This window comes from Candidatus Villigracilis sp. (genome assembly GCF_057083605.1).
In genome coordinates this window covers 1-25,094 of the sequence record NZ_JBXMTI010000162.1, presented here as the reverse complement: position 1 = coordinate 25,094, position 25,094 = coordinate 1, and the positions used below count along the sequence as shown (strand labels likewise).

Sequence of the window (25,094 nt, the reverse complement as noted above, 5' to 3'; positions counted from 1 at the left end):
GTCGACATTGCCGGTGTTCTCGACCGTGACTTGATAATAGACCGTGTCGCCTGCATCGACGGTGATAGTAGTGTCATTCCAGGGACCAGTTGCGGAAGTGGAAACTTGCTTCAGGATTGTCATGGCAGGGTTAGCTGAAATAACTGTAACAGTATCTGTACAGTTATTCGTTTCATCACTTTCAGTGACTACACTATCCGGGTCAACGGCGCAGACACCGCCAGTTGGATTCACAAGGGAACCCGCTGCAGCCGGTGTGACACTGAATTCGGCATCAAATGAGGATGCGTTTCCAAATGTGACAGGTCCGCCGCTGGCTGTACAGGTAAGAACATCCGTTGTGATCGAACAACTGATGGTGCCTGTACCGCCTGGCGCAGTAACTCCAGGTGTGATCGTAACCGATCCATATGTTGGACCACTTGGTAAGTTATCACGCAAAATAACATCGCCATCGTTGAAGGTAGCAGTTCCGCCTGCGTTGCTAACGGTCAATGTCCAGTTGAAGGGAGTTCCAAAAACCACACTTCCGCTGACGTCGTTCGTCTTATTGACTGCGAGATCCGGCGATAAGACGATTGTCTCTGAGGCCTGGTTTGATGTCACCGCGTCCCCAATGACAGTGAATGCATCTGCTGTAGCTGTATTCGTAACAGATTCAGCCGATACATCTCCAAGAGTTGTACTGTACGTACCCGTACAGGTTGTGGATGCTCCTGACACTAATGGGCTGGTCGCAGCGGAGCAATCAATGTCAAGGTCAGGGATGAGATTGTCATCAATATCATAAGGTGATTGAATTGAAACATCACCAGCATTAGTTAACGTATAGGTATAGGTAATTGTCTCGCCATCTGCCGTAAAAGTGGTTGGGTTGGCAGATTTGTCGAGATTCAAGGCGGCGGGAAGTTCACAGCCCACAACAGTGAAGTTATCTGCGCGCATGGTTCCACCTGTTCCCCCAGCATCATGCCCGTAAAGCAAAAAGCGGGCCGTTGCAGCATTGTCAAGCGCGGAAACGGCAGCTAGATCATCACTGAAGGAATACCAAGTATTTTGATCAGTCAGTGCATGTCCTGTCAGGGTCGTAGGAGTCCCCACTCCATTATCATCATAAGCAGGAGTTAAGTTGATAGGCCCCTGTGATGAGCGGTAAACATCATATGATAGGCTAATATTGTAATAGCCTTCGGTGCTGACATCGAACTGAAGATAGTCACTGGCTGTGTTCAGTGTTCCTGTATTCCAGAGTGTGTGTGAACGGGCATTATCTCCTGCACCACCACTAAAGCCGGAAACACTAGAAGCCGCGGATAATGAATTTGCTGTTATGGTGGGCGTGCCTGCCGCGTTGTCAGTCGATGCAGTGGTAAGGCTGGCATTAAAATCCCACGCCGCGATGGTCACTTGTGTACAAGTGTTTGCGTCAAGGATATTGTAGTTACGGACAGTTGTGCCAGGGGGATTAAAGTCATCGTTGTAATGATAGCTCGAGCCTGAGAAGTCATAGATCAAGGTGTTCAAGCTTCCACTGGAAGGGGACGAGGCAATGATGGTGACGTTGTAAACAATCGTTACATCATTGCCGTATTTGCCGGTACCGGCGCATTGCCGGTAGGAAGGTACGATCACATCAGTGGGATCATTAACCCAGCCGCAGCCGTCCGCGTAAAGCTTGGTGGCGGCGTCGGAATCGGTACCAGCGTCCGCGCCATAGGTTGTAGTAACTTGATTTACCAAGAAAATCGTGTTTGGAATGTTGATAAAACTCTCGATTTGTTCGTAGCCTTGCGTGGCTGTGGAACCCAGCAGCGTAATATCATAAGTCCCGCCAATATAAAGGTTCATCGTGCCGCCAACCGGGATCGAAACTCCATCCAGTTGCACATCCGTCACGGAGTTGCGCTCCTGTGAGACAAGATGTTCTACATATATTTCGCGAGGCGTGGGTGTGCTGACTGTCTCCGTGCCGACAAGATCGGGATCGTCATAAGTCACATTGATCACATAGCGGCGGGTCTCATCATAGGAAATTGAATCGCGCTCGATCTCGATCTCGAAGTAAAAATCATGGCATGCACCCGGAGCAAGATTAACTTGCGGGTTGGGCTGGATCGGATCCAACGAACCAGGTCGCAGCCGGATATAGTCATCATTTGTCTGGGTTCCCCCCGCTTGCCAAACAAAATCAGCCTCTACATCGGTAAACGATAGGGGATTTCCAACTGGGTTGCATGCGCGCACCCCCACTGGAAAATTGTTCGGGCCATCAAGCACGTCATTGCTATCTAACCCAACCACATTCCAGGTGATGGGTGTCAATGTCAGAGACGCCGCAGCGAACACTGTCTGAAACGGTACGATCGAAAAAACAAAAATAATCAAAAATGCAACGCGAAAAAACCGGACGAAATTCTTTCCCATATGGGCCTCCAGAGGTGAAAAAGATATTAAGTTTTAGCGGCCGGTTTCGCTGCTTGCTCGCCTGAACCTCACCTGAAATATCAATAAAAAAATAATGCCTAATCAGGAAAAGCGACCAAATCCAAGGTCAGGGTCTATGCATCCGCAATCATACTTAAGTACTATAAAGTTCGGTTCATTTTACACTTAAGTAATGTTAATGCCTATATTATGAAATAATCAGATTTGTTAGGAAACAGCAAGTATAGACAAATCGTTAAAGAAGCTTCAGTTATCACTCCCCTCACATCAGGTATCCTTGACAGGATTCGCAGCGTTTTGTTTTGCTTTTAAAGCAAACTCACCCACGAAAGATCAATATCGTGGGTGAGTCATGTTAAATTGAGTTCGGGCTACCTCTCCCGGCCTGACGAGGTTTTCGCCTGTTCTTTTGTCACGCTGATCAATACAGCGCGGACTGAGATACGATTGGCGTATGTATCCTTGGCTTCATTATAGTTCTTGCACGTAATCAACGTCAGCCAGGAATCCTCTTCATGCTTCAACACCGAGGTATTGTTCGGAGCAATGGTCTTGTTCTCCCGAACCTGATACACATACGCATACCCATACGCATGGACGATCACCTTGTCACCCCATTTGAGGTTACCAAGTTTTGCAAATGGGCCGGGCTTGCCATTAGAGAGGGTCACATGCCCGGTGAGTGCGCTGTTTCCTTGCCAGGATGGGAAGGCGGTTCCATCCAACCAACCAGCCTGATTGCCCAGCCAGGATAAATCCCATTCGGCTTGAACCAATGGCACACCTACGATGGGAATATCAACGCCCAAATTGGGAATTTCCAGCCAAACATCGGTTGCTGTATAGGTCTTTTCCGCTGGCTGTAGGCCTACAGTGGTAATCGCATTCGGTGCAAAACCGGTGGCTGGTAATTCCCTGGGAAGCCTCTCAATGGGGTCTGATGGGGTTGCAGTGCTACGCACCCATACAACCACATTCGACTGGACGATGGACGGCCCATTATCCCAATCATCTGTAAAGCTTCCACCATTAGCCAAATCAGTGGCTGAAATGGCTGTATTTTGAACCTGATTCACTGCATCATCAACCGTTACGCGGAAGGTGATCACCAATTCGTTGACAGCGGAGTTTTCATCCAGATTACCATCATCCGCACCAATCGTACCCTCCCATTGGATTCTGCCATTGGTGCCAAAGTTTGGATCAAACGCGCACGATGAAAGAGTTGTCTCCAAGGGGGCCGTGGCATTTACAGGGCTTGTAAATGTATTGAGAGGGCTCGGTGACACACAGGTAAGGCTATTAGACACATAGGTTGTTCCGGCCGGGATCTCATCAATAATCTGGACGTTGATTGCCGCAGCATTACTGCTATTGATCCAAACCATGCGGAATTCCAATTGCGGCAAACCGACTTCGCTAAAACTCTTGATGGCGGTAGGTGGATCGAAAATACCACCAATCGTTACACTAGCTTCATCATCTTCAAATGGTTGACCGTTCTCGTTATTGGGTGTTGAGTCTGGGTCCGGTTGATTTGAATTCGTTACCTCAGCAATATTGGTAATACTACCAGCCTGTACAACGGTTGCTGTAATATTCAGGCTGACCGAAACGCCATCTGCTAAATTACCAATTGTCCAAACACCAGTGACGCTGTCGTACGCTCCAGGAGAACCGTCATCAGAGACATAGTCAAGCCCGGCGGGAAGCAGATCGTTCACTTCCACACCTGTGGCATCTGAAGGACCGTCGTTCGTTACCGTGAGGGTGTAGACAATGTTGCCACCAACAACCGGGGATGCATTATTTACAAGCTTGATCACAGAGAGATCAGCGGCAACCACATCATCGCTATCAGTGGCACAACCCTTGGTCGGAGTATCGGTGTCTGTACAAGCTCCCGCTGTCGTGCTCGTAGGCGGGTTGGGATTCTCAGGGTCACTCCCGCCACCCACCTGGGCTCTGTTCAAGAGCGGACCAACTGCATTGGCTGCGACATCCGCAGTAACTGTGATATCAGGGTAACTGCTCCCCATTGTCAGAGCATCGGAACGCGTACAGGTTAGGGTCCCTAACACGCAGGACCAGCCTGTACCACTAAGGGCTGTCACCGTCAGCCCGGTTGGGGGAACTTCCACTACTGTGACTGTTCCGCTCGTTGAGGCATCACCGTTGTTCGTCACAATCAGAGTGTATGATGTCGTGCCGCCGGGGACGACTGTAGTCGCACCATTGCTCTTGGCCAGCCCAAGGTCAGGTGCAATCACATCATCACTATCTGTAGCACAACCCTTGGTCGGGATATCGGTATCCGTACAAGCTCCCGCTGTTGTACTGGTCGGCGGGTTGGGATTCTCAGGGTCGCCCCCGCCGCCGACCTGCGCTCTGTTCACCAACGTGCCGACTGCGTCTGTATCCACATCCACAGTCAAGTCAAACTCGCTTGTGCCGCCGGAAGCAGCGATCACTGCACTTGTTGTACAGGTAATTACATCACTAGCTGCAACGCAACTCCAATTAGCGCCATTCGTTCCATCGGGGGTAAAGCCCGCGTTATCCGTAATGCTCAAACCAATTGGCAATACATCCACGATCGTAATCGTGCCATTTGTATCCGCATCTCCAGAGTTCGTCGCAGTCAGTGTGTAGGTGGTCGTTCCACCTGCTGTCACATTGCTTACTCCATTGCTCTTTGCCAGCCCAAGGTCTGGCGAGGTGACCGAGTCGCTGTCGGTGGCACAACCCTTGGTCGGGTCATCCGTGTCGACACAGTTCCCAGCGGTAGTGCTCGTTGGAGGATCCGGATTGCCAGGATCCCCGCCGCCTCCCACCTGCGCACGATTCACCAACGTCCCGCTTGCGTTCGAATCCACATCCACTGTCAGATCAAATGCGCTCGTCCCGCCGCCAGATGCGATCACAGCACTGGTCGTACAGGTGATCACGTCGCTAGCAGCAACACAACTCCAATCAGCAGCAGGCGTGAACCCGGCATTGTCTGTAATGCTCAATCCGCTTGGCAGTACATCCACGATCGTGATCGTGCCATTCGTATCCGCATCTCCAGAGTTCGTCACGGTCAGAGTGTAGGTAGTCGTTCCACCTGCTATCACACTAGTTACTCCATTGCTCTTCGTCAGCCCAAGGTCCGGCGAGATGACCGAGTCGCTGTCAGTGGCACAACCTTCATTTGGAGCGTTCGTTCCGGTGCATTGTCCAGCTGTGGTGCTGGTTGGCGGGTTCGGATTGGATGAATCACCACCTCCGCCCACCTGTGCCTTGTTCATCAGAGTACCGCTCGCACCCGCATCCACGTTTACTGTAAAGTTGAAGATACTCGTTCCGCCGCTTGCCACTATGGCCGTACTGCTGGTACAGGTGATCACATTGCTGGCTGAGGCACAGGTCCAGTCTGCCGCGTTTGCCCCGCCCTCGGTCACCGCTCCATCCGTGATACTTAGTCCACTTGGCAGCACATCCACGATAGTGATCGTCCCGCTCGTGGCAGCATTGCCGCTGTTGGTCACTGTCAGAGTGTAGGTCGTCGTCCCGCCGGCAGTTACACTGCTCACACCGTTGCTCTTGGCCAGGCCAAGGTTCGGGGCGGTAACTGCGACTGTATTGCTGCAATCGTTATTATTATCATTAAGTTCAACGATCAGGTTGCCGGGATCGGCCCGGCAAACGCCGGCCGCATCCGGGTTCACGAGGGAGCCGACCACTGTCGGGGTAACTGTGACAGCAATGCTGAACTTTCCACCATTGGGGATGGTTACAGTTCCATTTGCGGTACAAGTCAGAATGTTCGTTGCAATGGAACAGTCAATCGTGCCGGTCGTTCCAGCCGAGTTGGTTGCGATGGAACTGGCTAAACTATAAGTTGCACCGGAAGTCGGAAGATTGTCGATCAGGAGAGTTTGGCCATTTGTAAAGGTCGCAGTCCCGCCGGAATTGGATACTTCCAACGTCCAGTGGAAATCATCATTGACAACAATTGTGTCGCCAATTGTGTCATTGGTTTTCGAGACAGTCAGATCAGGCGCAAGTGGGACGGTAACAGTGTCTGTGTTTGACTGTACGCCGCTGGCAGTCGCATAAGCCTGGTTGGTTACTTCCAGGGCTGTCACATCCCCTGCCTGCACATCATAAGCCACTGTGCCGGTGGCCGGACAATTCACCGATTCACCCACATCCAGGTAATTGTCGAAATCACCCACATCGCTAACCAACTGACAACTTACGCTTCCAACCTTGTCATCGGTGACGGTAACAGGTCCCAAAATGGGCGCATCAAAACCGTTATCTACATTTTCCACTACATAAATGTAATTAAGAGTGTCTGTTTCATCGATAAAGTAACTCTCAATCGCACTCTTGGTGATCGTTAATTCAGGGTTAGCATACGTAGCCGTGGAATTAGATGAATCATGTTCCACGCTGCTGTAAGTTCCATGCGATTGCGCGGTATTCGGATATGAACCCGGCGTTACATCTGTGGTAATTGGGCCGACAACACAATAATAGGTTTCGCCCGGGGCGAGAGATGCGAAAATACAGGAAGATACATCCAAATCTGAATCAGTAATATTGATTCCCGTAAGCGTAACATCGCCGCTGTTGTAAACGATAAAGCGATACCAGACATCACTGCTGGTTGGAACAACAACAAAGTTGGACCAGGGCCCCGAACTCCCAACCGAAGAAATCTGTTTGGTCAGGCTGATGGATGGTGTCCTATCCTGAACAAGTAATGATGCGGAGGCAGTATTGCCATCGCCGCCTTCGGTGGAGGTTACAACGGAGGTTGTATTATCCTTTTGTCCAGCGGTGGTGCCAGTGACCGTTACATTGAATGAACAACTGGAGTTCGCCAAGATCGTACCGCCTGTAAGGTTGATCGTATCCACAGCCGGGGTGTTATCGGCTACCACCAGGTTGTTGGTGCCGCCGCATTCTGATGTAGTCGCGTCGCTTACATCCAGGTCAGCAGGCAGAGAATCTGAAAAACCAACGCCAGTCAGTGGCCCGAAGGTATTCGGGTTGGTGATGGTGAATGTCAGGGTTGATGTTTCGGTTGTAAAGATCGAAGTCGGCGAAAAGGATTTGGCGATCACCGGCGGAGCCCAGACCGTGATCGCATCTTCATCGTAACTGGTAGTTGTCCCTGTCTCTGTTGAAGAAACGAAGCCTGTGACGTTGTTATATTGGCCGGAGTCCGTGCCCAGAACATCCACGATCACGGTACAACTTGCCCCAACGCCAAGCGAGATACCCGAGACGTCGATCGTATCCGTTCCGGCCACCGCGACAACCACACCGCCCGGACCGACATCGTCACAAGTGCCGCCCAGTCCATTCGGGGAAGCAATTTCAAGGCCCAGAGGTAGCACGTCCGTGACCGAAACATTGGTCAAAGCCTGGCTTCCGCTGGCGGTGTTGTTGATGGTGATGGTCAACGTGGAAGTGTCACCTACTACGATAGGATCAGTGTCAAAGGATTTTGTAACGGTCGGGGCAGGGACAGGGTCAGCACAGCCTGTGAATATGACATCATTAAAGTACGCATCTGCACCAGAGTTGTCATTATTCGCACCTGTGCCGCTGATTCGGATGGTGGTCGTTCCTGTCGTACTTGCAAAAGATGATAGATCAATGTTCTTGGTATTCCAGACCGAAGCGGTTAAAGTTGCGCCAGCAACAGTATATGTTGCAGCGGTACCGGAGCCATTACCAATATAAGTAACATTCAAAGCGTTGGGGCCAACGCCTTCCGTATAAACCATAAAGCTCATCTGAACATTGGTGTAATTACGGGTATCAACTGCAAATTCCACGTATCCACCATCGCCTTGATATCCGTACGTTTTCCAGGATGCATCGTCAGACGTGGTATCCGGGCTGCTTGAACCGCTCACAGACGACTGTTTAGCCAGCGGGAAGTGATACGCGGTGGCAGTAAAACCAGTATTGTTAGTTGTTGGGTTGCCAGGTGTTCCAACGCCAGCAGGAACTGTGATCGACCCACCAGTATCCGGTGGTACCGTAGCCCCAACAGGCATGGCCCACCTGACCAGCGTCTGCCCGGGCGTACAAGCCGCGGCAGACGCAACTATCAAAGTGTCGCTGCCATTATTGCCGGTATCGGTATTGACGCCATCGACATCGATGAACAGGTTATCGGTTGTATTTACATAAGTCCCATCTGAGGCAGCAGTCACATCCAAAGTGATGGTACAGGTGCTGTTTGGAGAAATCGTTCCGTTATCAAAGCTAATGGAAGTTTCCCCACCTGCTAATACAGGAGTAAATGCGCCAGCGCCGCATCCACTATAGGTAACGTTTGGCGTTCCCGCCACTACTAGTTGGTTGATGCCATCCAGAGGCAGGGGATCAACAAAATTCGCGTCATTGATGGTTTGGGTGGTGGGATTGACCAGTTTAATGGTCATAGTGGAAGTTCCACCCGGCGACATTGCTTTCGGGCTGAAGGACTTCGTCATGGTTACCGAAGACGGGCCGACGATATAAGCATAGCGTGTGCCCAAGCTAAAATCGGCGTTATAGTGATAGCTGCTGCCGGAAAAATCATAGAGCAGGGTGTTAAGGGTTTGGGTTGTGCCCGCCCCACCGATGATCTTGATGATGTATGTTGTCGTTACGTTACTGCCGCCCGCTTTTTCATCACTCTCAATGCAGGAGCGGTAAGTAGGGCTATTGGGGTCGTTATCCCAACCGCAGGAATCCGCATATAGATAAGGATAGGGAGATGCTAAAGGAGGTATATTTGAATCTGCCGAGTAAGTGGTTTCCACAGACAGAATTTGGAAGATGGTATTGGGAAAATTAATGAAATCTTCAAACTGGTTATACCCCTGTGTGGCTGTGCCGCCTTCGAGATCGATCTTGTAGGTATTGCCCACCATGAGCGTCATGGTTCCGCCAGAGGCAACCGAAACGTCATCCAATTCCACATCGGTCACCGAGTTGCGGTTCTGCGAGATCAGGTGTTCAACATATAGTTCACGCGGTTGGGGAGTGGAAACTTCTTCCGGGTCGCCTTCAGCCGCTACGATGTGATACTCGCGGGTCTTATCAAAGGCTGCGGCAACCTTGTTCACTTCCACTTCAAAGAAAGCGTCTTCACAGTCGTTTGCAAGAATTGTGGGAATGGTGATCGTCTGGAGCGAACCAACTCGAAGGTTGATGTAATCATCACCCGCATAAGGATCAGTGCTGATGCTGCCGTTGTCGAAATAAAACGACACAACAACATCGGTCATATCGCTTCCGGTTGTATTACAAACCTTTGCCCCAATCGGAAAGCGAAACGGACCCGTGGCTGGAGTATTACTATCCAACCCAATGATGTTCCAAGTATTGGGTTCAATGGTCAAGTCCCCTGCAGCAGCATTTACACTCTGCAGCGGTACGATCGAAAAAACAAAGACGATCAAAAATGCAACGCGAAAAAACCGAACGAAACTCTTTATCATCTGGACCTCTAGGGAACAAAAGGAGCGGCCGGTTTCGCTGTTTGCTTGCCTGACCCTCGCTGGAAACATCAAAAATACTATCTAATCAGGAAAAGCGACCAAATTCAAGGTCTATGCATCCGCTATCGTACTTATAAGTGTAGAATTAATTTATCTAATTCTACACTTAAGTAATAATAAAACCAACTAGAAAAATCGTCAAAATTGTTAACTGGAGGGGACAGACAAATCACTCAAGGCCGATTAGTTGACACTCGCCCTCACATCAAGTATCCTTGCCAGCGTCCGGGCAGGCCCGGCGCGGCGAAGCCTTTCGAACCCCGCCAGGATCGAAAGATAGCAACGGTAAGGAAGAGTCTTCGGGTGCCGCCGGTAGCCTGCCTGGATATTTTTTTGTTACTTTGTATCCTTCGTGTAAGTCTTTTGTGTTTATAATCCCAACATGACATCCACAAACTTAATAAAGATCGCCGTTGCAGTCATTATCGGAATCGCGCTTGGGCTCATTTATGGCTGGGTCATTGATCCCATTGAATATACTGATATCCCGCCAAATATCCTGAGGGAAGATTATCGTGTCGATTACGTGCTGATGGTGGCGGAGGCGTTTCAAAATGACTTCGACGCTGAAACCGCCGCGCGCCGCCTTGCCATCCTCGGAAGCGAGTCACCTGCAACTATCACTGCCTCTGCATTGGAATATGCCAACAGCAACGGCTTCACACAAAATGAAATACTTGCATTACAAAATCTCTTAACTGCCATGCAGACATATCAACCGCAGGGGAATAACAACCCATGAGCAGACTCAATCTCCGCAGCACAACTCTACACCTCATCCTCTCGCTTCTTGCCGGACTTGGTCTTGGTCTGGTGTACTCATGGTTTATCTCCCCTGTCACCTATGTGGACGCAAACCCCGCCATCCTGCGTGCTGACTTCAAAGACCAATATCGAATCGTTATCTCAGCATCCTATGTATCCACACATGACCTGGCCCGCGCACGCTCACGCCTCGAATTGCTCGGCGACCCAGATCCCGCCGGTGAACTCAGCGCTCAGGCACAGCGCATGCTGGCAGCCGGTGAACCGTTTGAAATAGCGCGACCACTCGCTCAACTCGCCACTGACCTAAAGCAGGGCTTTGCAAGTATTCCTTCCACGGTAGTTACTCCATTTGCAAATGTCGTTAACACGCCGGAGCTCGGCACTCTACCACCGGCGACAGAAACCCAGATGATAATAGAAGAGACCTCTGTCACTCCAATCTCAACTTCATTTGAGCAGACCCCACTCATCCCCGTCATCGCTGCAAGCAACACTCCTCGTCCAACATTCACACCCATCCCAGCGCCAGGTGCCCCATTCGCCCTCGTCGGGCAGGATTCGGTCTGTGACCCGGGTCCCCAACCGGGTCTGATGCAATTCATGTTCATGGACTCACGCCGCAACCAGATCGCGGGCATCGAGATTATCGTCACTTGGAATCAGGGTGAAGATCGCTTCTTCACCGGATTCAAACCGGAGCTTGGGAATGGGTACGCCGATTTCGTCATGCAAGCCGACACAACTTATAACGTCCGTGTGGTTAATGGCGGATCATTGGTTCCCAATCTTATCGCACCCACATGCACAGACCCAAATGGGATCAATTTTCCTGGCGGGTTATTGCTTACCTTTCAACAACCATAAGCCAGAGCCTGCAACCATCACGCCTTTCATTCGTTATATCTTTCAGCCTATACTATATTAAGGAGTAACGAATGAATACATCATATCCAAATCAAAAACCCGGCCTGGTCACAGCCATTGCCGTGATGACCCTTACCAGTGGCATTATCAATCTTTTCTGGGGATTCGTGGCATCTGCCACTGCGCTTGGGACGATCATAGGGGTGATCTGCCTGCCGATCACGATATTACCCACCATCCTGGGCATCTTTGAGATCATCTATGCTGCCAAACTTTTAAGCGCACAACCACAACCGGTGCTGCCGTCGACATCCATTGCAGTCTTCGAGATATTGACATTCCTGATGGGTAATATTTTCTCAATGGTCGTTGGGATCCTGGCTCTGATCTTCTACAACGATCTGACCGTGAAGGATTACTTCAACCAATTCAGCGGCCTGGCTGTAGCTCCATCCGCGCCGATTGCACCTCAGCCGGTTGGATTGAGCTCATCAACATCAGAATCGCTGCCTGAACCAGTTGAGCCTGTTATCCCAGAAGCAACTGAAAAGCCGAAACGCACCCGCAAGGTTGCCGGCAAATAACAACCATAACAGCCACCCAAAAGGCGGCTGTTATCTAAACTCAGGACGTTTTTCCCTTGACTCTCCTCCCTCTCAACCTTAGAATCCATAAACAACTGAACAGATGTCAGGGAAGAGATCCCCGCAAGAGGACGCCGAAGGTGCAAATCTGGAACAGGCGAAACCAGATGAAACTCTCAGGCAAAAGGACCCTGTATCTGCATAACTCTGGAAAGTCTCTTCATTGAGACACCGACGGTGTAAAGTTCGTTGGTTTGATGGTTCGCTAGTTTGGTAGTTTCGGTAGTTGGCTGGCCAATTATGTAACTATATAACTAAATAACTATCCGACTGCCCAACTAATCTCTCAGGTTCCATTACAGAGGACGCGCGATTGTAGAATCGTGTGTCCTTTTTTGATTCGCCAATTCCCCCTCTGGAGTCCGCCAGCTTGCTGGCGGGTGCACGAGCGTACCCTAACGGGCATACGAGCTCTTGCACTCCAAAAAACAACAGGAGCCAAACATGAATACCCCTTCCAATTTGAAGTACACCAAATCCGATGAATGGTTTGACCCAGCCAGCGGCGCTGCCGGCATCACCGACTACGCCCAAAGCCAGCTCTCTGATATTGTCTTCATTGAGATCCTTGTAGATGAAGGTGAGACGGTTGAAGCAGGCAAAGCAATTGCCTCCGTTGAATCTGTGAAAGCCTCCGCTGAAATTTACGCACCCGCCGCTGGAAAAGTCAGCGCGGTCAATAAAGGACTCTCCGACAAGCCTGAGGTGCTCAACTCCGATCCATTCGGCGAGGGCTGGATGATCAAGATCGAAGGCGGCACAGCCGGTGATGTAATGGACTCAGCCGCGTACGAAAAGTATTGCGAAGAACGCGCACATTAATCATGTAGGGGCGGGGTAACCCCGCCCCTACGATAAGAGGTAATATGACCTTCATACCCATTTCCCCAAACGAACGGGATGCGATGCTCAAGACCGTCGGAGTCAAATCACTCGATGATCTCTTCGACGCTGTCCCAAAGAAACATCGCTTCCCTGAACTAAACCTGCCACCTGCTCTCACTGAAATGGAAGCCGCTTCATTGTTAAGTGAAATGGCATCCAGCAATGAGAATGTGCGCGAACATATGATCTCCTTCCTTGGCGCGGGCGCGTACAACCATTACGTCCCCTCAGTTGTGGATCACATGCTTCGGCGCGGCGAATTCTTTACAGCTTATACACCCTATCAACCTGAAATTTCACAAGGCACATTGCAGGCCATCTTTGAATATCAATCGCTGATGACCAACCTGACCGGCATGGAAGTTTCAAATGCATCCCATTATGATGGCGCAACAGCCACTGCCGAAGCCGTCAGTCTCGCTTATGCTCAATTCCGTGGGAAGCGCAAAAAGGTTGTCATGTCTCCCACCGTGCACCCTCAATACCGCGAAGTCATTCGCACCTATTCACAAGGCATGGGCTTGGAAGAAGCCGGGGATGACCCCTCAGCCGATCTCGAGGTCGGCCCCGAAGCACTGACATCCTTGATCGATGACAACACCATGCTGGTCATCGTGCAATATCCCGATTTCTTTGGCCGCATCCATGATTACACAAAATTGATCGAAGATGCACACGCAAAAGGCGCGCTTGTTTGTGTGGTTGCAAACCCCACCGCGTTACTCATGCTCAAAACACCCGGCGAAATGGGCGCGGATATTGTTGTGGGCGAAGCGCAGCCATTCGGCATTCCGCTGTGGTATGGCGGACCCTATCTCGGATTCTTCACAACCAAAAAATCATACGTGCATAAAATGGCTGGCCGCCTCATCGGCGAAACCGTTGATAACCGCGGACAACGTTCATATGTATTAACCCTCACCGCGCGCGAACAACACATCAAACGCGAACGTGCCACATCCAACATTTGCACCAATCAAGGTTTGCTCGCTCTTGCATCCGCAGTTTATATGTCGTCACTCGGCAAAAGCGGATTGCAGGAAGTTGCCAACCTTTGTTATCAAAAAGCGCATTACGCTGCCAGCGAACTCAGCAAGATCGATGGCTTTGGTCTTTGCTTTACCGAACCTTTCTTCCATGAGTTCGTTTTATGCTGCCCCAAACCCGCGAGCGAAGTCAATCAATATTTGCTTGATAACGGCATCTTTGGCGGATACGATCTCAGTAAGGATTACCCCTCACTCAAAGACCACATCCTGGTTGCCGTTACAGAGATGAACAGCCGGGAAGAAATTGATACGCTCGTACAAGTTTTAGAGGAGATGGAATAATGGCTACCATTGTCGAACCCACCATCTTTGAACTTTCATCCCCCGGACGACGCGGCGTAAAGATGCCCGCTTCAGACGTGCCTGATACTGCTCTGCCTCCCAAGAATTTGCTACGCTCTGACCTGCCTCTGCCCGAGCTCGCCGAAGTGGACGTGGTACGCCACTACACAAAGCTCAGCAAATTCAACTACAGCGTGGACGATGGCTTCTATCCTTTGGGCTCATGCACCATGAAGTACAACCCGAAGATCAATGAAGATACCTGCCGCTATGCAGGCTTCCTCTACACACATCCGCTGCAACCGATTGAAACCGTGCAAGGCAACCTGGCGTTGATGTTTGAGATGCAGGATTGGCTGAAAGAGATTAGTGGTTTTGCAGGAGTCACGTTACAACCCGCCGCTGGTGCACACGGTGAATTCACCGGCGTGTTGATCATGGCCGCGTATCACAAATCTCGTGGCGATATCAAACGCACCAAGATGCTCATCCCCGACGCCGCACATGGAACAAACCCCGCCTCCGTTGGTATGTTGGGATTCAATGTCATTACCATTCCATCCGACTCACGCGGTAACGTTGACCTAAAAGCCCTCGAAGCCGCCTGTGACGATACCGTCGTCGGCATGATGCTCACCAACCCCAACACACTAGGTATGTTCGATGAGAACATCGAAAAAGTGGTTGCGCTGGTGCATAAATGCGGCGGCCTGATGTACGGTGACGGCGCAAACCTCAACGCGCTGCTCGGCATCGTCCGCCCCGGTGACCTTGGCTTCGATGTGATGCATTTCAATTTACACAAAACCTTCTCTGTCCCCCATGGCGGTGGCGGCCCTGGCTCCGGCCCTGTTGGCGTCAGCCAACAGCTTGTGGACTTCCTGCCTTCACCACTGGTTGGCATCATTGAAGAAGGTGATGATGAAACCGCGCCACTTTATGGCTTTGTTAGGCCCAAGAAAAGCATCGGACGCATGAAGGCTTTCCACGGTCACTTCGGCGGCGGACTCGTGCGCGCGTATACCTACATCTCCATGCATGGGCCTGACGGCTTGAAGGATATTGCTCAATACGCAGTGCTCAACGCAAATTATTTGCAGGCACGCTTACGCGATACTTACACCATCCCTTATGACCGCATCTGTATGCATGAGTTTGTAGCCGAAGGTCAATTTGAGGGCAGTGACATCCGTGCCTTAGACATCGCCAAACGCCTGATGGATTACAACTTCCACCCACCCACAAATTACTTCCCGCTCATCGTGCACGAAGCCTTGATGATCGAGCCCACCGAAACCGAAAACAAAGATACGCTTGATCGTTTCGCCGATGCCCTGATCAAGATCGCGGAGGAGGCCAAGTCCCAGCCTGAACTTCTCCACAACGCCCCGATCACCACGAAATTCGGCAGAATGGATGAGGTCAAGGCGGCGAGAGAGTTGGTCTTGTGCTGCTGGCTGCCTGAAGGATACGATTTGAATGCGTAAATGCTGAAACAGAAAAGCCTCGGAGATGAAAAACTCTGAGGCTTTTTTGCTTCTCAATAACGAATGCTATAATCTATCTATGGCTACAGGAATACTGCTAGACACAAATGTTCTCATCGCGTTAACTACAAACAACACTGAGCAACAAACCGAGGCGGAAGAACAATTAAGGGTGGCGTCTTTAACATGTGACGAGTTTCTTATTACAGGAGTAACCTTAAGTGAACTCAACAATTACTTTAATGTTCGAAGAAATGTCCTAGACAAATCTGACTACAGGGATTTAAAAATTTTTATGGGGTCAAAAAGAGTAAGAACTCTTGACACAAGAAAGTTTATTAATAACCAAGAATTGTTACTCAAGAAGTCAGAAGAAATAGAACGAGCCAGAAACTATCCTAGAGACTACAGCAATGCGCGCCATGTAGCAAATCTTATTGATGCTGTCTTGTTGGTGGCATCTGAGAGCATGCAAATCCCAATACTAACTTTAGATAAAGCAATCAAAGCTGTTGTTCCAAAACCATTATTTAGCTGGGAAGCGCCTCTTCCTTTCGATCTAGAAGCCCTTAAGAAAGTTCCCTTTGTTGAACTTATGGATATGTCACAACCGCTTAGGGACGTATACAATCGAACATTTCAAAAATATAAGGTTCAAGTCGAAGAAACAAAAGAAAACATCCGTAATGCAAAGAAGTCCCATGAACTTGCAACGAAATATATGCACAAGTTCAGACAAAAGGAAGCGACAATCAATGAGCTCAAAGAAGAGTTGCTTGAAAAAACGATTTCTGAGAAATTTTGGAGGGATGCAGCAAAGCCAGATGCATCTAGTGCAATATTATGGACAGTCATAGAACTTGGCGTTGGCTTCTTGCCCATCGCAATACCGACATCACCGATTACCTATTTTATAGATGTCATGAAGTACAAGAATAAGCTAAAGAAATATGACGAACAAATGTATAGCAAACCTCTCGATTTTTCAGGAGAGTAAATATTATGACAAACAGCCAAGTTATATTAGCTACGTATGATGATGGCAGAGAAATAACTGTTGGCCAAGTCAGCCAATGGATTTCTACCTCAAACGTAGTTGAGTTAGCTAGGTTTTTCTATCAAAGATTACACAGGCGATATATCAAGCCTTTTGAATATAGGGCTTCGGACTACAAAAAGGATTACAAAGATGGCTTTTCAATAATGGCTAACTGTTGTCTGTTGATTGAAACATATATTTCGTTCACAGTACCGAGTTTAAAGAACACGCGCGGAAATAGTGAAAAGTGTTTTGGTTACTTCTTTGTAACTAATCCCAGATTTCATTGTTTTTCTGTTGGTGGACTGTCGGCCACTCAATATGCAAATATTAATGATCGAACAAAAGACAATGGGATCCCTCACGACTTTTACACGAATGTAAGATGTGGGGTTTTGCATAACGGCGAAACTAGGAATGGTTGGAAAATTGGCAGATCGGGAAAGTTATTTAATGAGACCGAAAAGAGAATTAATGCTACAGAATTTTTAAAAGAAATGAAAAAGACAATCGAGGATATGTATCAAAAACTGCAAAAAATTAATTTCAATGATCTTGTGTTCCAAACTTACGTAAACAGATTGAATGAATTAATATCAAAAGCATGAGCAACAACCCCACAACCACTCTCGTTTTTCCCCATCCTCGAAGGGGCCTGGGCAGGCGAGGGTTGTGGAATAGTGAAATAGGTCACAGAAAATCCGAGGCTTATTTTTATTGTTAAGTTGTCATGCTATCTTCGTTTCAGTCACAGGGTTATAATACGCAGCGTTCAAAAATCAAAAAGCTATTCCGCAATATAAAACCGGAGGAGAGACATGTTCAACAAGCTATTATTTCACCGTTTTCCAAACATCAAAAGCTGGCTGACGCGCCTGCAATATGAATTCCTTTCCAGCTTAAATCTGAAAAGGGATGTGATCTTCATGAATTTTGGGTATACGTCCCATCATGAGGGACATGAGCCTATTCCGCTTGACCCGGAAGATGAGATCCACCGCTACCCAATGCAGCTTTATTATCACGTAGCAAAGCATATAGATTGGGAAAATGCCGAAGCACTGGAAATCAGCTCCGGGCGGGGTGGAGGCGCGCACTTTATCGTCCGTCAATTCAAACCGAAATCCTATACAGGAGTCGACTTTTCATCCCGCGCCATCGAGTTTTGCCGCGAACAATATAACAACGTGGAAGGTTTAAAATTCCATCATGGAAACGCCGAGGCGCTAACTTTCCCCGACAATTCGTTCGATGTGGTCGTGAATGTGGAAGCCTCGCTCTATTACCCAAACATCACAAAATTCTTTGAGCACGTCAAACGAGTGCTCAAGCCAAATGGATATTTTCTTTACACCGACCTGCGTTACGAAGAAAAAGTGGCGATTTGGCATGCGCAGTTAAAGAACCTGGGATTGAAACTTATCAAAGAGGAAGACATCACAGACAACGTGTTGAAGGCCATGGAAATGGATCGCGAACGCCGCAGGCAGTTGGTTGATAAATACGTGCCAGCCATCATGCGGAAACAGTTCTATCACTTTGCAGGACTCACCCCCAATTCGCCCAACGCTTTGCCGCATTTGGATAATCGAAGATATTGGTACTTCGTCTTGCAAAAGGCATAACGAAAATCAAAAAAACAAAAAGATGCGCTCCGGGCGCATCTTTTTGTTCGTGGAAAATCGCTTACAATAGTCTCGAACATTTTTCGAAAGGAGTTCAATATGCAGCAACTCAGCGATGACGTTCTTAACAAAGTGCTCCTCTTTCAAGAGATCGAGATCACCGAACATCACATTTACAAACGCCTTGCAAAGCGTGTCAAATCGGAAGAGAATGCAGAGATACTGGATCATATCGGGGATGATGAATTACGCCACTACAACGGCTGGAAACAATATACCAATCAGGATGTCCAACCGCGCTGGGTCAATGTTTGGTTCTATTATCTTGTCAGCGTTATGTTCGGCTTTACCTTCGGTGTCAAACTTATGGAGCAGGGTGAACAGGCTGCGCAGGCAAATTACGAATCCGTTTCCACAGTGATTCCCGAGGCGCTCAAATATCGCGATGAGGAAGACCAGCACGAACAACAACTCATTGACATGCTGGATGAGGAACGACTGCAATACGCGGGATCCGTTGTGCTCGGCTTGAATGATGCCCTCGTGGAATTGACAGGCGCTCTGGCCGGGCTGACACTTGCCCTGCAAAACACAAAACTCATCGCCCTTTCAGGTCTCATCACAGGCATTGCCGCGTCCATGTCTATGGCGGCGAGTGAGTATCTATCCACGCGTTCGGAGGATACAAAAAAACATCCTGTGCGCGCCGCGATCTATACAGGCATTGCTTATATCACCACGGTTACCCTGCTCATTCTTCCATATCTTCTCTTCGAAAATTATTATCTCGACCTCGCCATTGCGCTCACAACCGCCGTTATCATCATCGCGGTTTTCAATTACTACATCTCCGTCGCCAAGGGTGAATCTTTTCGCGAACGGTTTATCGAGATGGCTGGTTTGAGTCTCAGCGTGGCAGCCTTCTCGTTTGTGATCGGCTATTTCATCCGCATCTGGCTTGGGATTGAAATATAATTCACCCTGATAAACGGTGATGAACAGGGATAAAACGAAAAATCTTTGTTTATCTCCGTTCATCTCTGGTTAAATGCACTCATGAAAATTTTAACGGTAGATATCGGCACAGGCACGCAGGATATTTTTCTTTACGATTCGAATCTCGACATCGAGAACGGATTCAAACTCGTGCTGCCTTCGCCTACCATGATGGTTCATCGGCGTCTCAAGCAGTCGCTTCACGCTTCGCGCCGCGACCCCATCCTGCTGACTGGACATCAAATGGGTGGCGGCCCCTCGGCCTGGGCAATAGAAGAATACGCGCGCGCAGGGATTCCTGTTTACATGACACCCTCTGCCGCGACCACGTTGAATGATGAGCTGGATAAGGTGGAGGCATTGGGGATAAAGATAGTTGGGGAAGATGAAAGAAGAAAGATGAAAGATGTAGAACAACTGGAGTTGAAAGATTTCGATTTTGAGTTAATCTCGAAAACCTTCAATGACTATGGCGTTTCATTAAATGACTTATCCGCAATTGCGGTTGCAGTGTTCGATCATGGCAACGCACCTGCAGGGGTTTCAGACAGACAATTCAGGTTTGATTATTTAGATGAAAGAATCAAATCTCACCCCCATTCGGGGGCAAGGAATTCCCTTTCTGCTTTTGCTTATCTCTCAGATGACATTCCAAAAATCATGACCCGCCTGCAATCTGTAGCAGACTCGGCTGGTGAGTTGCCCTGTCCGCTGGTGGTGATGGATACTGCACCTGCCGCAGTGCTAGGTGCTGACTTTGATACCAAAGTGACTACGCGCAGGCAGAAGATCATCTGCAATGTGGGCAACTTCCATACACTGGCTTTTCGTTTGGGAGAAAAAGGAATCGAGGGAGTCTTTGAACATCACACAGGTGAGATCGATTTGCCGAAACTTGAGTCATTGATAAGAAGATTGGCAGATGGTTCTTTGAAACACGAAGATGTATTTGATGACATGGGTCATGGTGCGTTGATGTATTCACAGGATCCATTTGAATTCGGAAGTGATGAATTTGATGTAGTGGTGACAGGCCCGAGGCGAAGTATGTTTCGGACGATGGACGGTGGACCACAAACGATGGAAGATGGTCAATCGTCGATGGTCAATGGTCGGTTGCGTCCGTATTTCGCTACCCCCTTCGGTGACATGATGATCGCAGGCTGCTTCGGTCTGCTGGGGGCCACAGCGGAGGTAATGCCGAATTTGGCAGAATCAATTATCGGGTCGTTGCGAGGCGGGCACGGGCGTAGTGTCGCTCCGTGGGATGCATAATTTTCCCTAGTTGCAATGCAAACGAAGAGGCTCGCGTATATAAATACGCAAGCCTCTTTTCATGAATTGTGAGAAGCATTATAAGCTGCCGCTCACGTCACCCCCGAATTTTGAGTTATTTCACTGGCTGCAAGACGGCCCAATTGCTAACCGTCGCCTGAACCGCACCGACATAAACATCAACACGATAGAGGTTGTTGACGATGAGCGTGAGTGCCTTACTATCCAAGTTATAGATCCAAAAACCGTCAGCCCAACGGAACTGGTTCGTATTGCCGCTAGATTGTCCTGCGTCAGCGTATTGCTCAATCGCATCGCTAGTCCCTGATCCAGATGTTTTGCTGACTTTGATTGTTACACTCATCGTCGGATCGGTAATATATGCGAGTGCACAATCATCATAGATCGTAACCTTGACCGGCACAACGCGTCCATATTTCATCTTGTTCACGATCAAACCACTAGGGGTCGAATCGTCAAACGGGGGCAGGAAATCCACGGAGTAGGTTTGGTTCACCGTGAGCGAATCGGATGAGTTGGAACCCGAGCCGAGATCCTTGTCGGTGACCGTGACAAGCGCAGTGTAAGTTCCCGGGCTATTGTACGTGTGCGATTGATCAGCCTGACCACCCTGGGTATTTGTGTTGTAGTTGGTATCCGCGGAACCATCTCCCCAGTCTATGTTTACATTCCATGGGTAATCAATCACTCCAGCGTCGCTGAAACTGATATTGGTCAGGGTTGCCGGCACGCGGCAAGCAACTGATAGACTCTGCCACGAGGGAGCTGCAACAATAGGATTGGCATTGGCAACATCCGCGTTGGCTGAGTGTGTTCCACTATCGCCATCATCATCATTGACCGCGAGTGTCACGAGATAGCTGCCGTTATCCACATAACTGTGCGATGCACCGAAAGTACCTAAATTACAAGTCACTGGCCCAAGACTCTCTAGTGGATTGCCATCACCCCAATCCACAGAAGCAGTCCATGTATCGGCTGTGCCCGGATCAGTGCATGACCACGTGAAGCCAAGCGGCGAGCCTTCGGTGCCCTGTCCATCCGGGCCTCCCATAGCGGAGGGCGGAACGTTGGCGGCTGACCAATCGAAACTATCTGATGCAACTGCGTGGTCACCATCGCTTGCCTCCACCGTAACGGAGCCACTTCCATTATCAGTGGTAGTGAAACTCCATGACCATGTGCCATCGCCGTTGTCAACGCCGGTGCCAGCGCCGGTGAACGAAATAGTAAGTGTGGAATTTCCATCGCCATCCGTGAAGGAACCCGATGTGGAGAGTGTATCGCCTTCATCACCATCAGCATCAGCAGCAGCTGAGCCAACTTCAGGTGCAAATGCATTGGGGTCGCATACATTGCCGAGACCATCATTATCGGAATCAGCCTGATCTGCATTTGAAACGGTTGGGCAATTGTCCGTGCCATTTAGCACACTATCACCGTCGACGTCGGGGTCGCAGGCATCGCCAACTCCATCTGCATCGGCATCAGCTTGATCTCCGTTCGCAACAAACGGACAATTGTCGGTTTCATTAAGTACGCCATCATCGTCGATATCGGGGTCGCAGGCATCGCCAAGGCCATCACCATCGTAATCAGCTTGATCTCCGTTCGCGACGGTCGGGCAGTTGTCCTCATCGTCCGGCACGCCGTCGTCGTCTGTATCCACGACGGTAGTCCCTGTGACAGTGAGCTGAATGTTAAAGGCATTGGCGCCGGTTAGGCAATCGCCAGAAGATGAGCAGGTACTGGTGTCGCTCTACTTCACCACGTACGAGTAAACACCGGGCGCAGACGGAGCGGTGAAAGAAATACTGGAAGAGCCAGCGACAAATTGATCGTTGGTGTCGTTCCAGTCGCTTGGTACCGGGCTCGACACCCCAGCCACTGAGTAACCGGCGGGCAAAGTTGTCTGGGCAGCGCTTACCGCAAACGTAACGGTGCTTCCCGCAACCAAGTGTTTGCTACCCTGATAGTCAACAAAAATTTGAGCGCTTGTATTGACAGTCGCACCCTCGGCAGCACTTAGGCTTACACCATTCTGATTGCCCGAGCTGAATACATCATTGTCGATAGAGAAGTCATCGGCTAAAGCGAGTGACATGACCAACATCGCCAGCATCACGGCTAACGATAAAGCTGCGGAAAACTTATTTTTCATTGCTCCTCCTGAAAATAATAATTAAAACCGAATTTGCCCATACATGGGGTTCGACCAAGCGTTTGCGTTATTTTGGATGCCACCTCCTTCAGCCTTGCCAGTTAGATCACACAAAACAGGCTATGCGGGATAACGCGAGAAAAACAATCTTGCTGCAGAAGCAAAACAGGCAACCCTTCATAGAAGAGCAATAAAAAATCCATTTCAAAATCTATTTAAAAATTGATATGGACATACTTTACTCCCATAAATCTTTTTAAATCTTTGAACTTTATTTGAATTCTTTTGAGATCAACGCGGGTGGTTTGGTGAAGTATTCTAGTGCCCCTCTTCTTCCGACCTTGAATTCTTATGAAATTTCCTCGCTGTTACGAGGCGCAAAAGTATACCCACGCCCCCAAATGGTGCGGAGATATTGATGCCCATTCTGACCATCTTTCAATTTGTGCCTTAGGTAGTAAATATAAAGAGATAACTCGCCAGGGTCATTAGAGTAATGTTCTCCCCATGCCTCCTGCACCAGCTCGCGATGCGATAGGACTTTTCCCGGTTCACGCACCAAATACGCCAGCAAGTCATATTCCTTGGGCGAAAGTTCCACGAGGCTCCCCCGCAGTTTAACGGTCTTGAATATAAGGTTAATTTCCAAAACAGGGTCTGTGTATGCTGTTATATGGGAAAATTCGGCGGGGCCCTGATTGTTCGAGCGCCTGAGCAGGGCGCGTACGCGTGCTTCGAATTCGTCCTTGCGGAAGGGCTTTCTCAGGAAGTCATCCACTCCCGCGTTAAAACCACGCCACAAGTCGCTTTCATTGCCGCGAGCGGTTAGCATCATGATCGGGAAATTGGAAAATTCACGCAGGCGGGAACAAACATCGAAGCCATCCAGACCTGGCATCGTAATGTCCAGAATGACCATATCTGGATGGATCATGTAGGCCTGCTTTAACCCATCACCCCCTGAAAGTGCCTGATGGACTGTAATTTCAAGCGGCTTCAGGATCGCCTCGATTAATTTGCCGAGTTCAGGGTCATCATCGATTAAGAGCACTTTTTTGTTCACCGAGTGTCCCTCCAGTGAAATGGCTTGAGCATCTAATGCGACTCGATTCCATCATCTGTATGAGGTGAGTCATTCAATGGTTGGAATTTTATAGGGCAAAATATATCATACATCCGATGCCTTTTCCAATCACATCCAGGCAACGGAGGAGTCATGTTCCACGTGAAAATTTCGAATAAAAAGAAGCAGGGTAGAATCGCTCTGTGGGATAATCTGGTGAAAAGGAGTCAATTGTGAAACAGCAACTTCATCTGATCACTCTTGGTGTGCGGGACTTCAAGAAGTCGTATGAGTTTTATACAAAGACTCTCGGTTGGAAACCCGCCAGCGCCAGCCAGGACGACGTGGCATTCTTTCAGACGAGCGGAGTGGTGTTCGCGATCTATCCGCGCGAGAAGTTGGCAGAAGATGCGATGACATCACCAACTGGCAGCGGATTTTCAGGAATCACTTTGGCATACAACACTCGCAGTGAGGCTGAAGTGGACGAGATCATCGCTGACTTGAAATCAAAGGGTGTAAAAATCATCAAAGAACCACAAAAGGCTTTTTGGGGTGGATATAGTTCTTATTTCGCCGACCCCAATGATTACCGTTGGGAAGTTGCTTACAACCCATTTTTCCCATTCGATGAAAATGGAAATTTGAAATTGGATTAATTTTTCACCTTACCGTAAAAAATGTCGTTGCGAGGGCGTTAGCCCGAAGCAATCTCCTGTTATAAGGAGACAAATCAACTTAATAAGGAGATTGCCACGCCGCCAAAGAACAAGAACGGCAGCTCGCAACGACATCAATTTAGAAAATGTATAGTTAAAAATTATTTTTGTTATTCTGTTTCAAGGCAATTTCATAAGAACGTTTGAGCAGGGCAATCGCACGCTCCACATCCCCATCTTCTCGCAAATAAAAACTGACCCAGCCTGTTTCAGGC

At 49.1% G+C, this 25,094-nt stretch carries 16 protein-coding genes, 1 other RNA gene, 1 pseudogene and 1 riboswitch; of the genes and pseudogenes, 13 read left to right on the top strand and 5 right to left on the bottom strand.

The window, feature by feature from the left end; genetic code table 11:
- Both AC14M5_RS23525 and AC14M5_RS23520 read right to left on the bottom strand, forming a co-directional pair.
- Positions 1-2,424: DUF7507 domain-containing protein (locus AC14M5_RS23525; RefSeq protein ID WP_484032162.1), on the bottom strand; the 2,424-nt coding region annotated here is incomplete at its 3' end.
- Between the two features lie 392 nt (positions 2,425-2,816).
- Positions 2,817-9,842: a sortase gene (locus AC14M5_RS23520; RefSeq protein WP_484032161.1), complete on the bottom strand. Its 7,026-nt coding sequence runs from the start codon at positions 9,840-9,842 to the stop codon at positions 2,817-2,819.
- Positions 9,843-10,228: 386 nt separating this feature from the next.
- Here AC14M5_RS23520 and ffs point away from each other — a divergent pair.
- The 12 genes from ffs (at position 10,229) to AC14M5_RS23460 (ending at position 20,915) form a co-directional block, all read left to right on the top strand.
- Positions 10,229-10,327, top strand: an RNA gene (ffs, locus tag AC14M5_RS23515) — signal recognition particle sRNA small type.
- A gap of 56 nt (positions 10,328-10,383) precedes the next feature.
- Positions 10,384-10,743 carry a hypothetical protein gene (locus AC14M5_RS23510; RefSeq protein WP_484032160.1) on the top strand — a complete coding sequence of 120 codons (360 nt, stop codon included), beginning with the start codon at positions 10,384-10,386 and terminating at the stop codon, positions 10,741-10,743.
- The gene (locus tag AC14M5_RS23505) at positions 10,740-11,633 is read left to right on the top strand and encodes a hypothetical protein (RefSeq protein ID WP_484032159.1); all 894 of its coding nucleotides are present in this window, start codon (positions 10,740-10,742) and stop codon (positions 11,631-11,633) included. The genes AC14M5_RS23510 and AC14M5_RS23505 overlap by 4 nt, the downstream gene beginning before the upstream one ends.
- Positions 11,634-11,704: 71 nt before the next feature.
- Positions 11,705-12,217, top strand: a complete 513-nt coding sequence (locus AC14M5_RS23500; RefSeq protein ID WP_484032158.1) for a hypothetical protein — start codon at positions 11,705-11,707, stop codon at positions 12,215-12,217.
- 99 nt (positions 12,218-12,316) lie between these two features.
- Positions 12,317-12,419, top strand: a riboswitch (glycine riboswitch).
- A gap of 302 nt (positions 12,420-12,721) precedes the next feature.
- Positions 12,722-13,099: a glycine cleavage system protein GcvH gene (gene gcvH, locus AC14M5_RS23495; protein WP_484032157.1), complete on the top strand. Its 378-nt coding sequence runs from the start codon at positions 12,722-12,724 to the stop codon at positions 13,097-13,099.
- A gap of 44 nt (positions 13,100-13,143) precedes the next feature.
- Positions 13,144-14,493 (top strand): aminomethyl-transferring glycine dehydrogenase subunit GcvPA, encoded by a 1,350-nt coding sequence (gcvPA, locus tag AC14M5_RS23490; RefSeq protein WP_484032156.1) that lies wholly within the window; start codon positions 13,144-13,146, stop codon positions 14,491-14,493.
- On the top strand, positions 14,493-15,980 hold the full coding sequence (gene gcvPB, locus AC14M5_RS23485) for an aminomethyl-transferring glycine dehydrogenase subunit GcvPB (protein WP_484032155.1): 1,488 nt from the start codon (positions 14,493-14,495) through the stop codon (positions 15,978-15,980). Before gcvPA ends, gcvPB begins: the two co-directional genes overlap by 1 nt.
- Positions 15,981-16,005: 25 nt before the next feature.
- Positions 16,006-16,977 (top strand): PIN domain-containing protein, encoded by a 972-nt coding sequence (locus AC14M5_RS23480; protein WP_484032154.1) that lies wholly within the window; start codon positions 16,006-16,008, stop codon positions 16,975-16,977.
- A gap of 5 nt (positions 16,978-16,982) precedes the next feature.
- Positions 16,983-17,627 (top strand): hypothetical protein, encoded by a 645-nt coding sequence (locus tag AC14M5_RS23475; RefSeq protein WP_484032153.1) that lies wholly within the window; start codon positions 16,983-16,985, stop codon positions 17,625-17,627.
- Between the two features lie 210 nt (positions 17,628-17,837).
- Positions 17,838-18,644 (top strand): class I SAM-dependent methyltransferase, encoded by an 807-nt coding sequence (locus tag AC14M5_RS23470; RefSeq protein WP_484032152.1) that lies wholly within the window; start codon positions 17,838-17,840, stop codon positions 18,642-18,644.
- A 99-nt stretch (positions 18,645-18,743) separates the two neighbouring features.
- Positions 18,744-19,619: a VIT1/CCC1 transporter family protein gene (locus AC14M5_RS23465; protein WP_484032151.1), complete on the top strand. Its 876-nt coding sequence runs from the start codon at positions 18,744-18,746 to the stop codon at positions 19,617-19,619.
- A gap of 81 nt (positions 19,620-19,700) precedes the next feature.
- Positions 19,701-20,915 (top strand): DUF1786 domain-containing protein, encoded by a 1,215-nt coding sequence (locus AC14M5_RS23460; RefSeq protein ID WP_484032150.1) that lies wholly within the window; start codon positions 19,701-19,703, stop codon positions 20,913-20,915.
- 115 nt (positions 20,916-21,030) lie between these two features.
- Here AC14M5_RS23460 and AC14M5_RS23455 read toward each other — a convergent pair.
- The 3 genes and pseudogenes from AC14M5_RS23455 to AC14M5_RS23445 form a co-directional block, all read right to left on the bottom strand.
- Positions 21,031-22,602: pseudogene (locus AC14M5_RS23455) on the bottom strand (thrombospondin type 3 repeat-containing protein); the annotation flags it as partial.
- 93 nt (positions 22,603-22,695) lie between these two features.
- Complete coding sequence (locus tag AC14M5_RS23450) at positions 22,696-23,097, bottom strand: hypothetical protein (RefSeq protein WP_484032149.1); 402 nt, start codon at positions 23,095-23,097, stop codon at positions 22,696-22,698.
- Positions 23,098-23,446: 349 nt separating this feature from the next.
- The gene (locus AC14M5_RS23445; RefSeq protein ID WP_484032148.1) at positions 23,447-24,160 is read right to left on the bottom strand and encodes a response regulator transcription factor; all 714 of its coding nucleotides are present in this window, start codon (positions 24,158-24,160) and stop codon (positions 23,447-23,449) included.
- Positions 24,161-24,393: 233 nt separating this feature from the next.
- On the opposite strand from AC14M5_RS23445, the gene AC14M5_RS23440 reads away from it, so the two are divergent.
- On the top strand, positions 24,394-24,819 hold the full coding sequence (locus AC14M5_RS23440; protein WP_484032147.1) for a VOC family protein: 426 nt from the start codon (positions 24,394-24,396) through the stop codon (positions 24,817-24,819).
- Positions 24,820-25,094: the final 275 nt, after the last annotated feature.

What these genes read in the sequence shown, in the direction of transcription:
- AC14M5_RS23475 (WP_484032153.1), top strand. Translation starts at nt 16,983, where the DNA reads ATGACAAACAGCCAAGTTATATTAGCTACGTATGATGATGGCAGAGAA.
- AC14M5_RS23500 (WP_484032158.1), top strand. Translation starts at nt 11,705, where the DNA reads ATGAATACATCATATCCAAATCAAAAACCCGGCCTGGTCACAGCCATT.
- gcvPB (WP_484032155.1), top strand. Translation starts at nt 14,493, where the DNA reads ATGGCTACCATTGTCGAACCCACCATCTTTGAACTTTCATCCCCCGGA.
- AC14M5_RS23480 (WP_484032154.1), top strand. Translation starts at nt 16,006, where the DNA reads ATGAAAAACTCTGAGGCTTTTTTGCTTCTCAATAACGAATGCTATAAT.
- AC14M5_RS23470 (WP_484032152.1), top strand. Translation starts at nt 17,838, where the DNA reads ATGTTCAACAAGCTATTATTTCACCGTTTTCCAAACATCAAAAGCTGG.
- AC14M5_RS23460 (WP_484032150.1), top strand. Translation starts at nt 19,701, where the DNA reads ATGAAAATTTTAACGGTAGATATCGGCACAGGCACGCAGGATATTTTT.
- AC14M5_RS23450 (WP_484032149.1), bottom strand. Translation starts at nt 23,097, where the DNA reads ATGAAAAATAAGTTTTCCGCAGCTTTATCGTTAGCCGTGATGCTGGCG.
- gcvH (WP_484032157.1), top strand. Translation starts at nt 12,722, where the DNA reads ATGAATACCCCTTCCAATTTGAAGTACACCAAATCCGATGAATGGTTT.
- gcvPA (WP_484032156.1), top strand. Translation starts at nt 13,144, where the DNA reads ATGACCTTCATACCCATTTCCCCAAACGAACGGGATGCGATGCTCAAG.
- AC14M5_RS23510 (WP_484032160.1), top strand. Translation starts at nt 10,384, where the DNA reads ATGACATCCACAAACTTAATAAAGATCGCCGTTGCAGTCATTATCGGA.
- AC14M5_RS23465 (WP_484032151.1), top strand. Translation starts at nt 18,744, where the DNA reads ATGCAGCAACTCAGCGATGACGTTCTTAACAAAGTGCTCCTCTTTCAA.
- AC14M5_RS23505 (WP_484032159.1), top strand. Translation starts at nt 10,740, where the DNA reads ATGAGCAGACTCAATCTCCGCAGCACAACTCTACACCTCATCCTCTCG.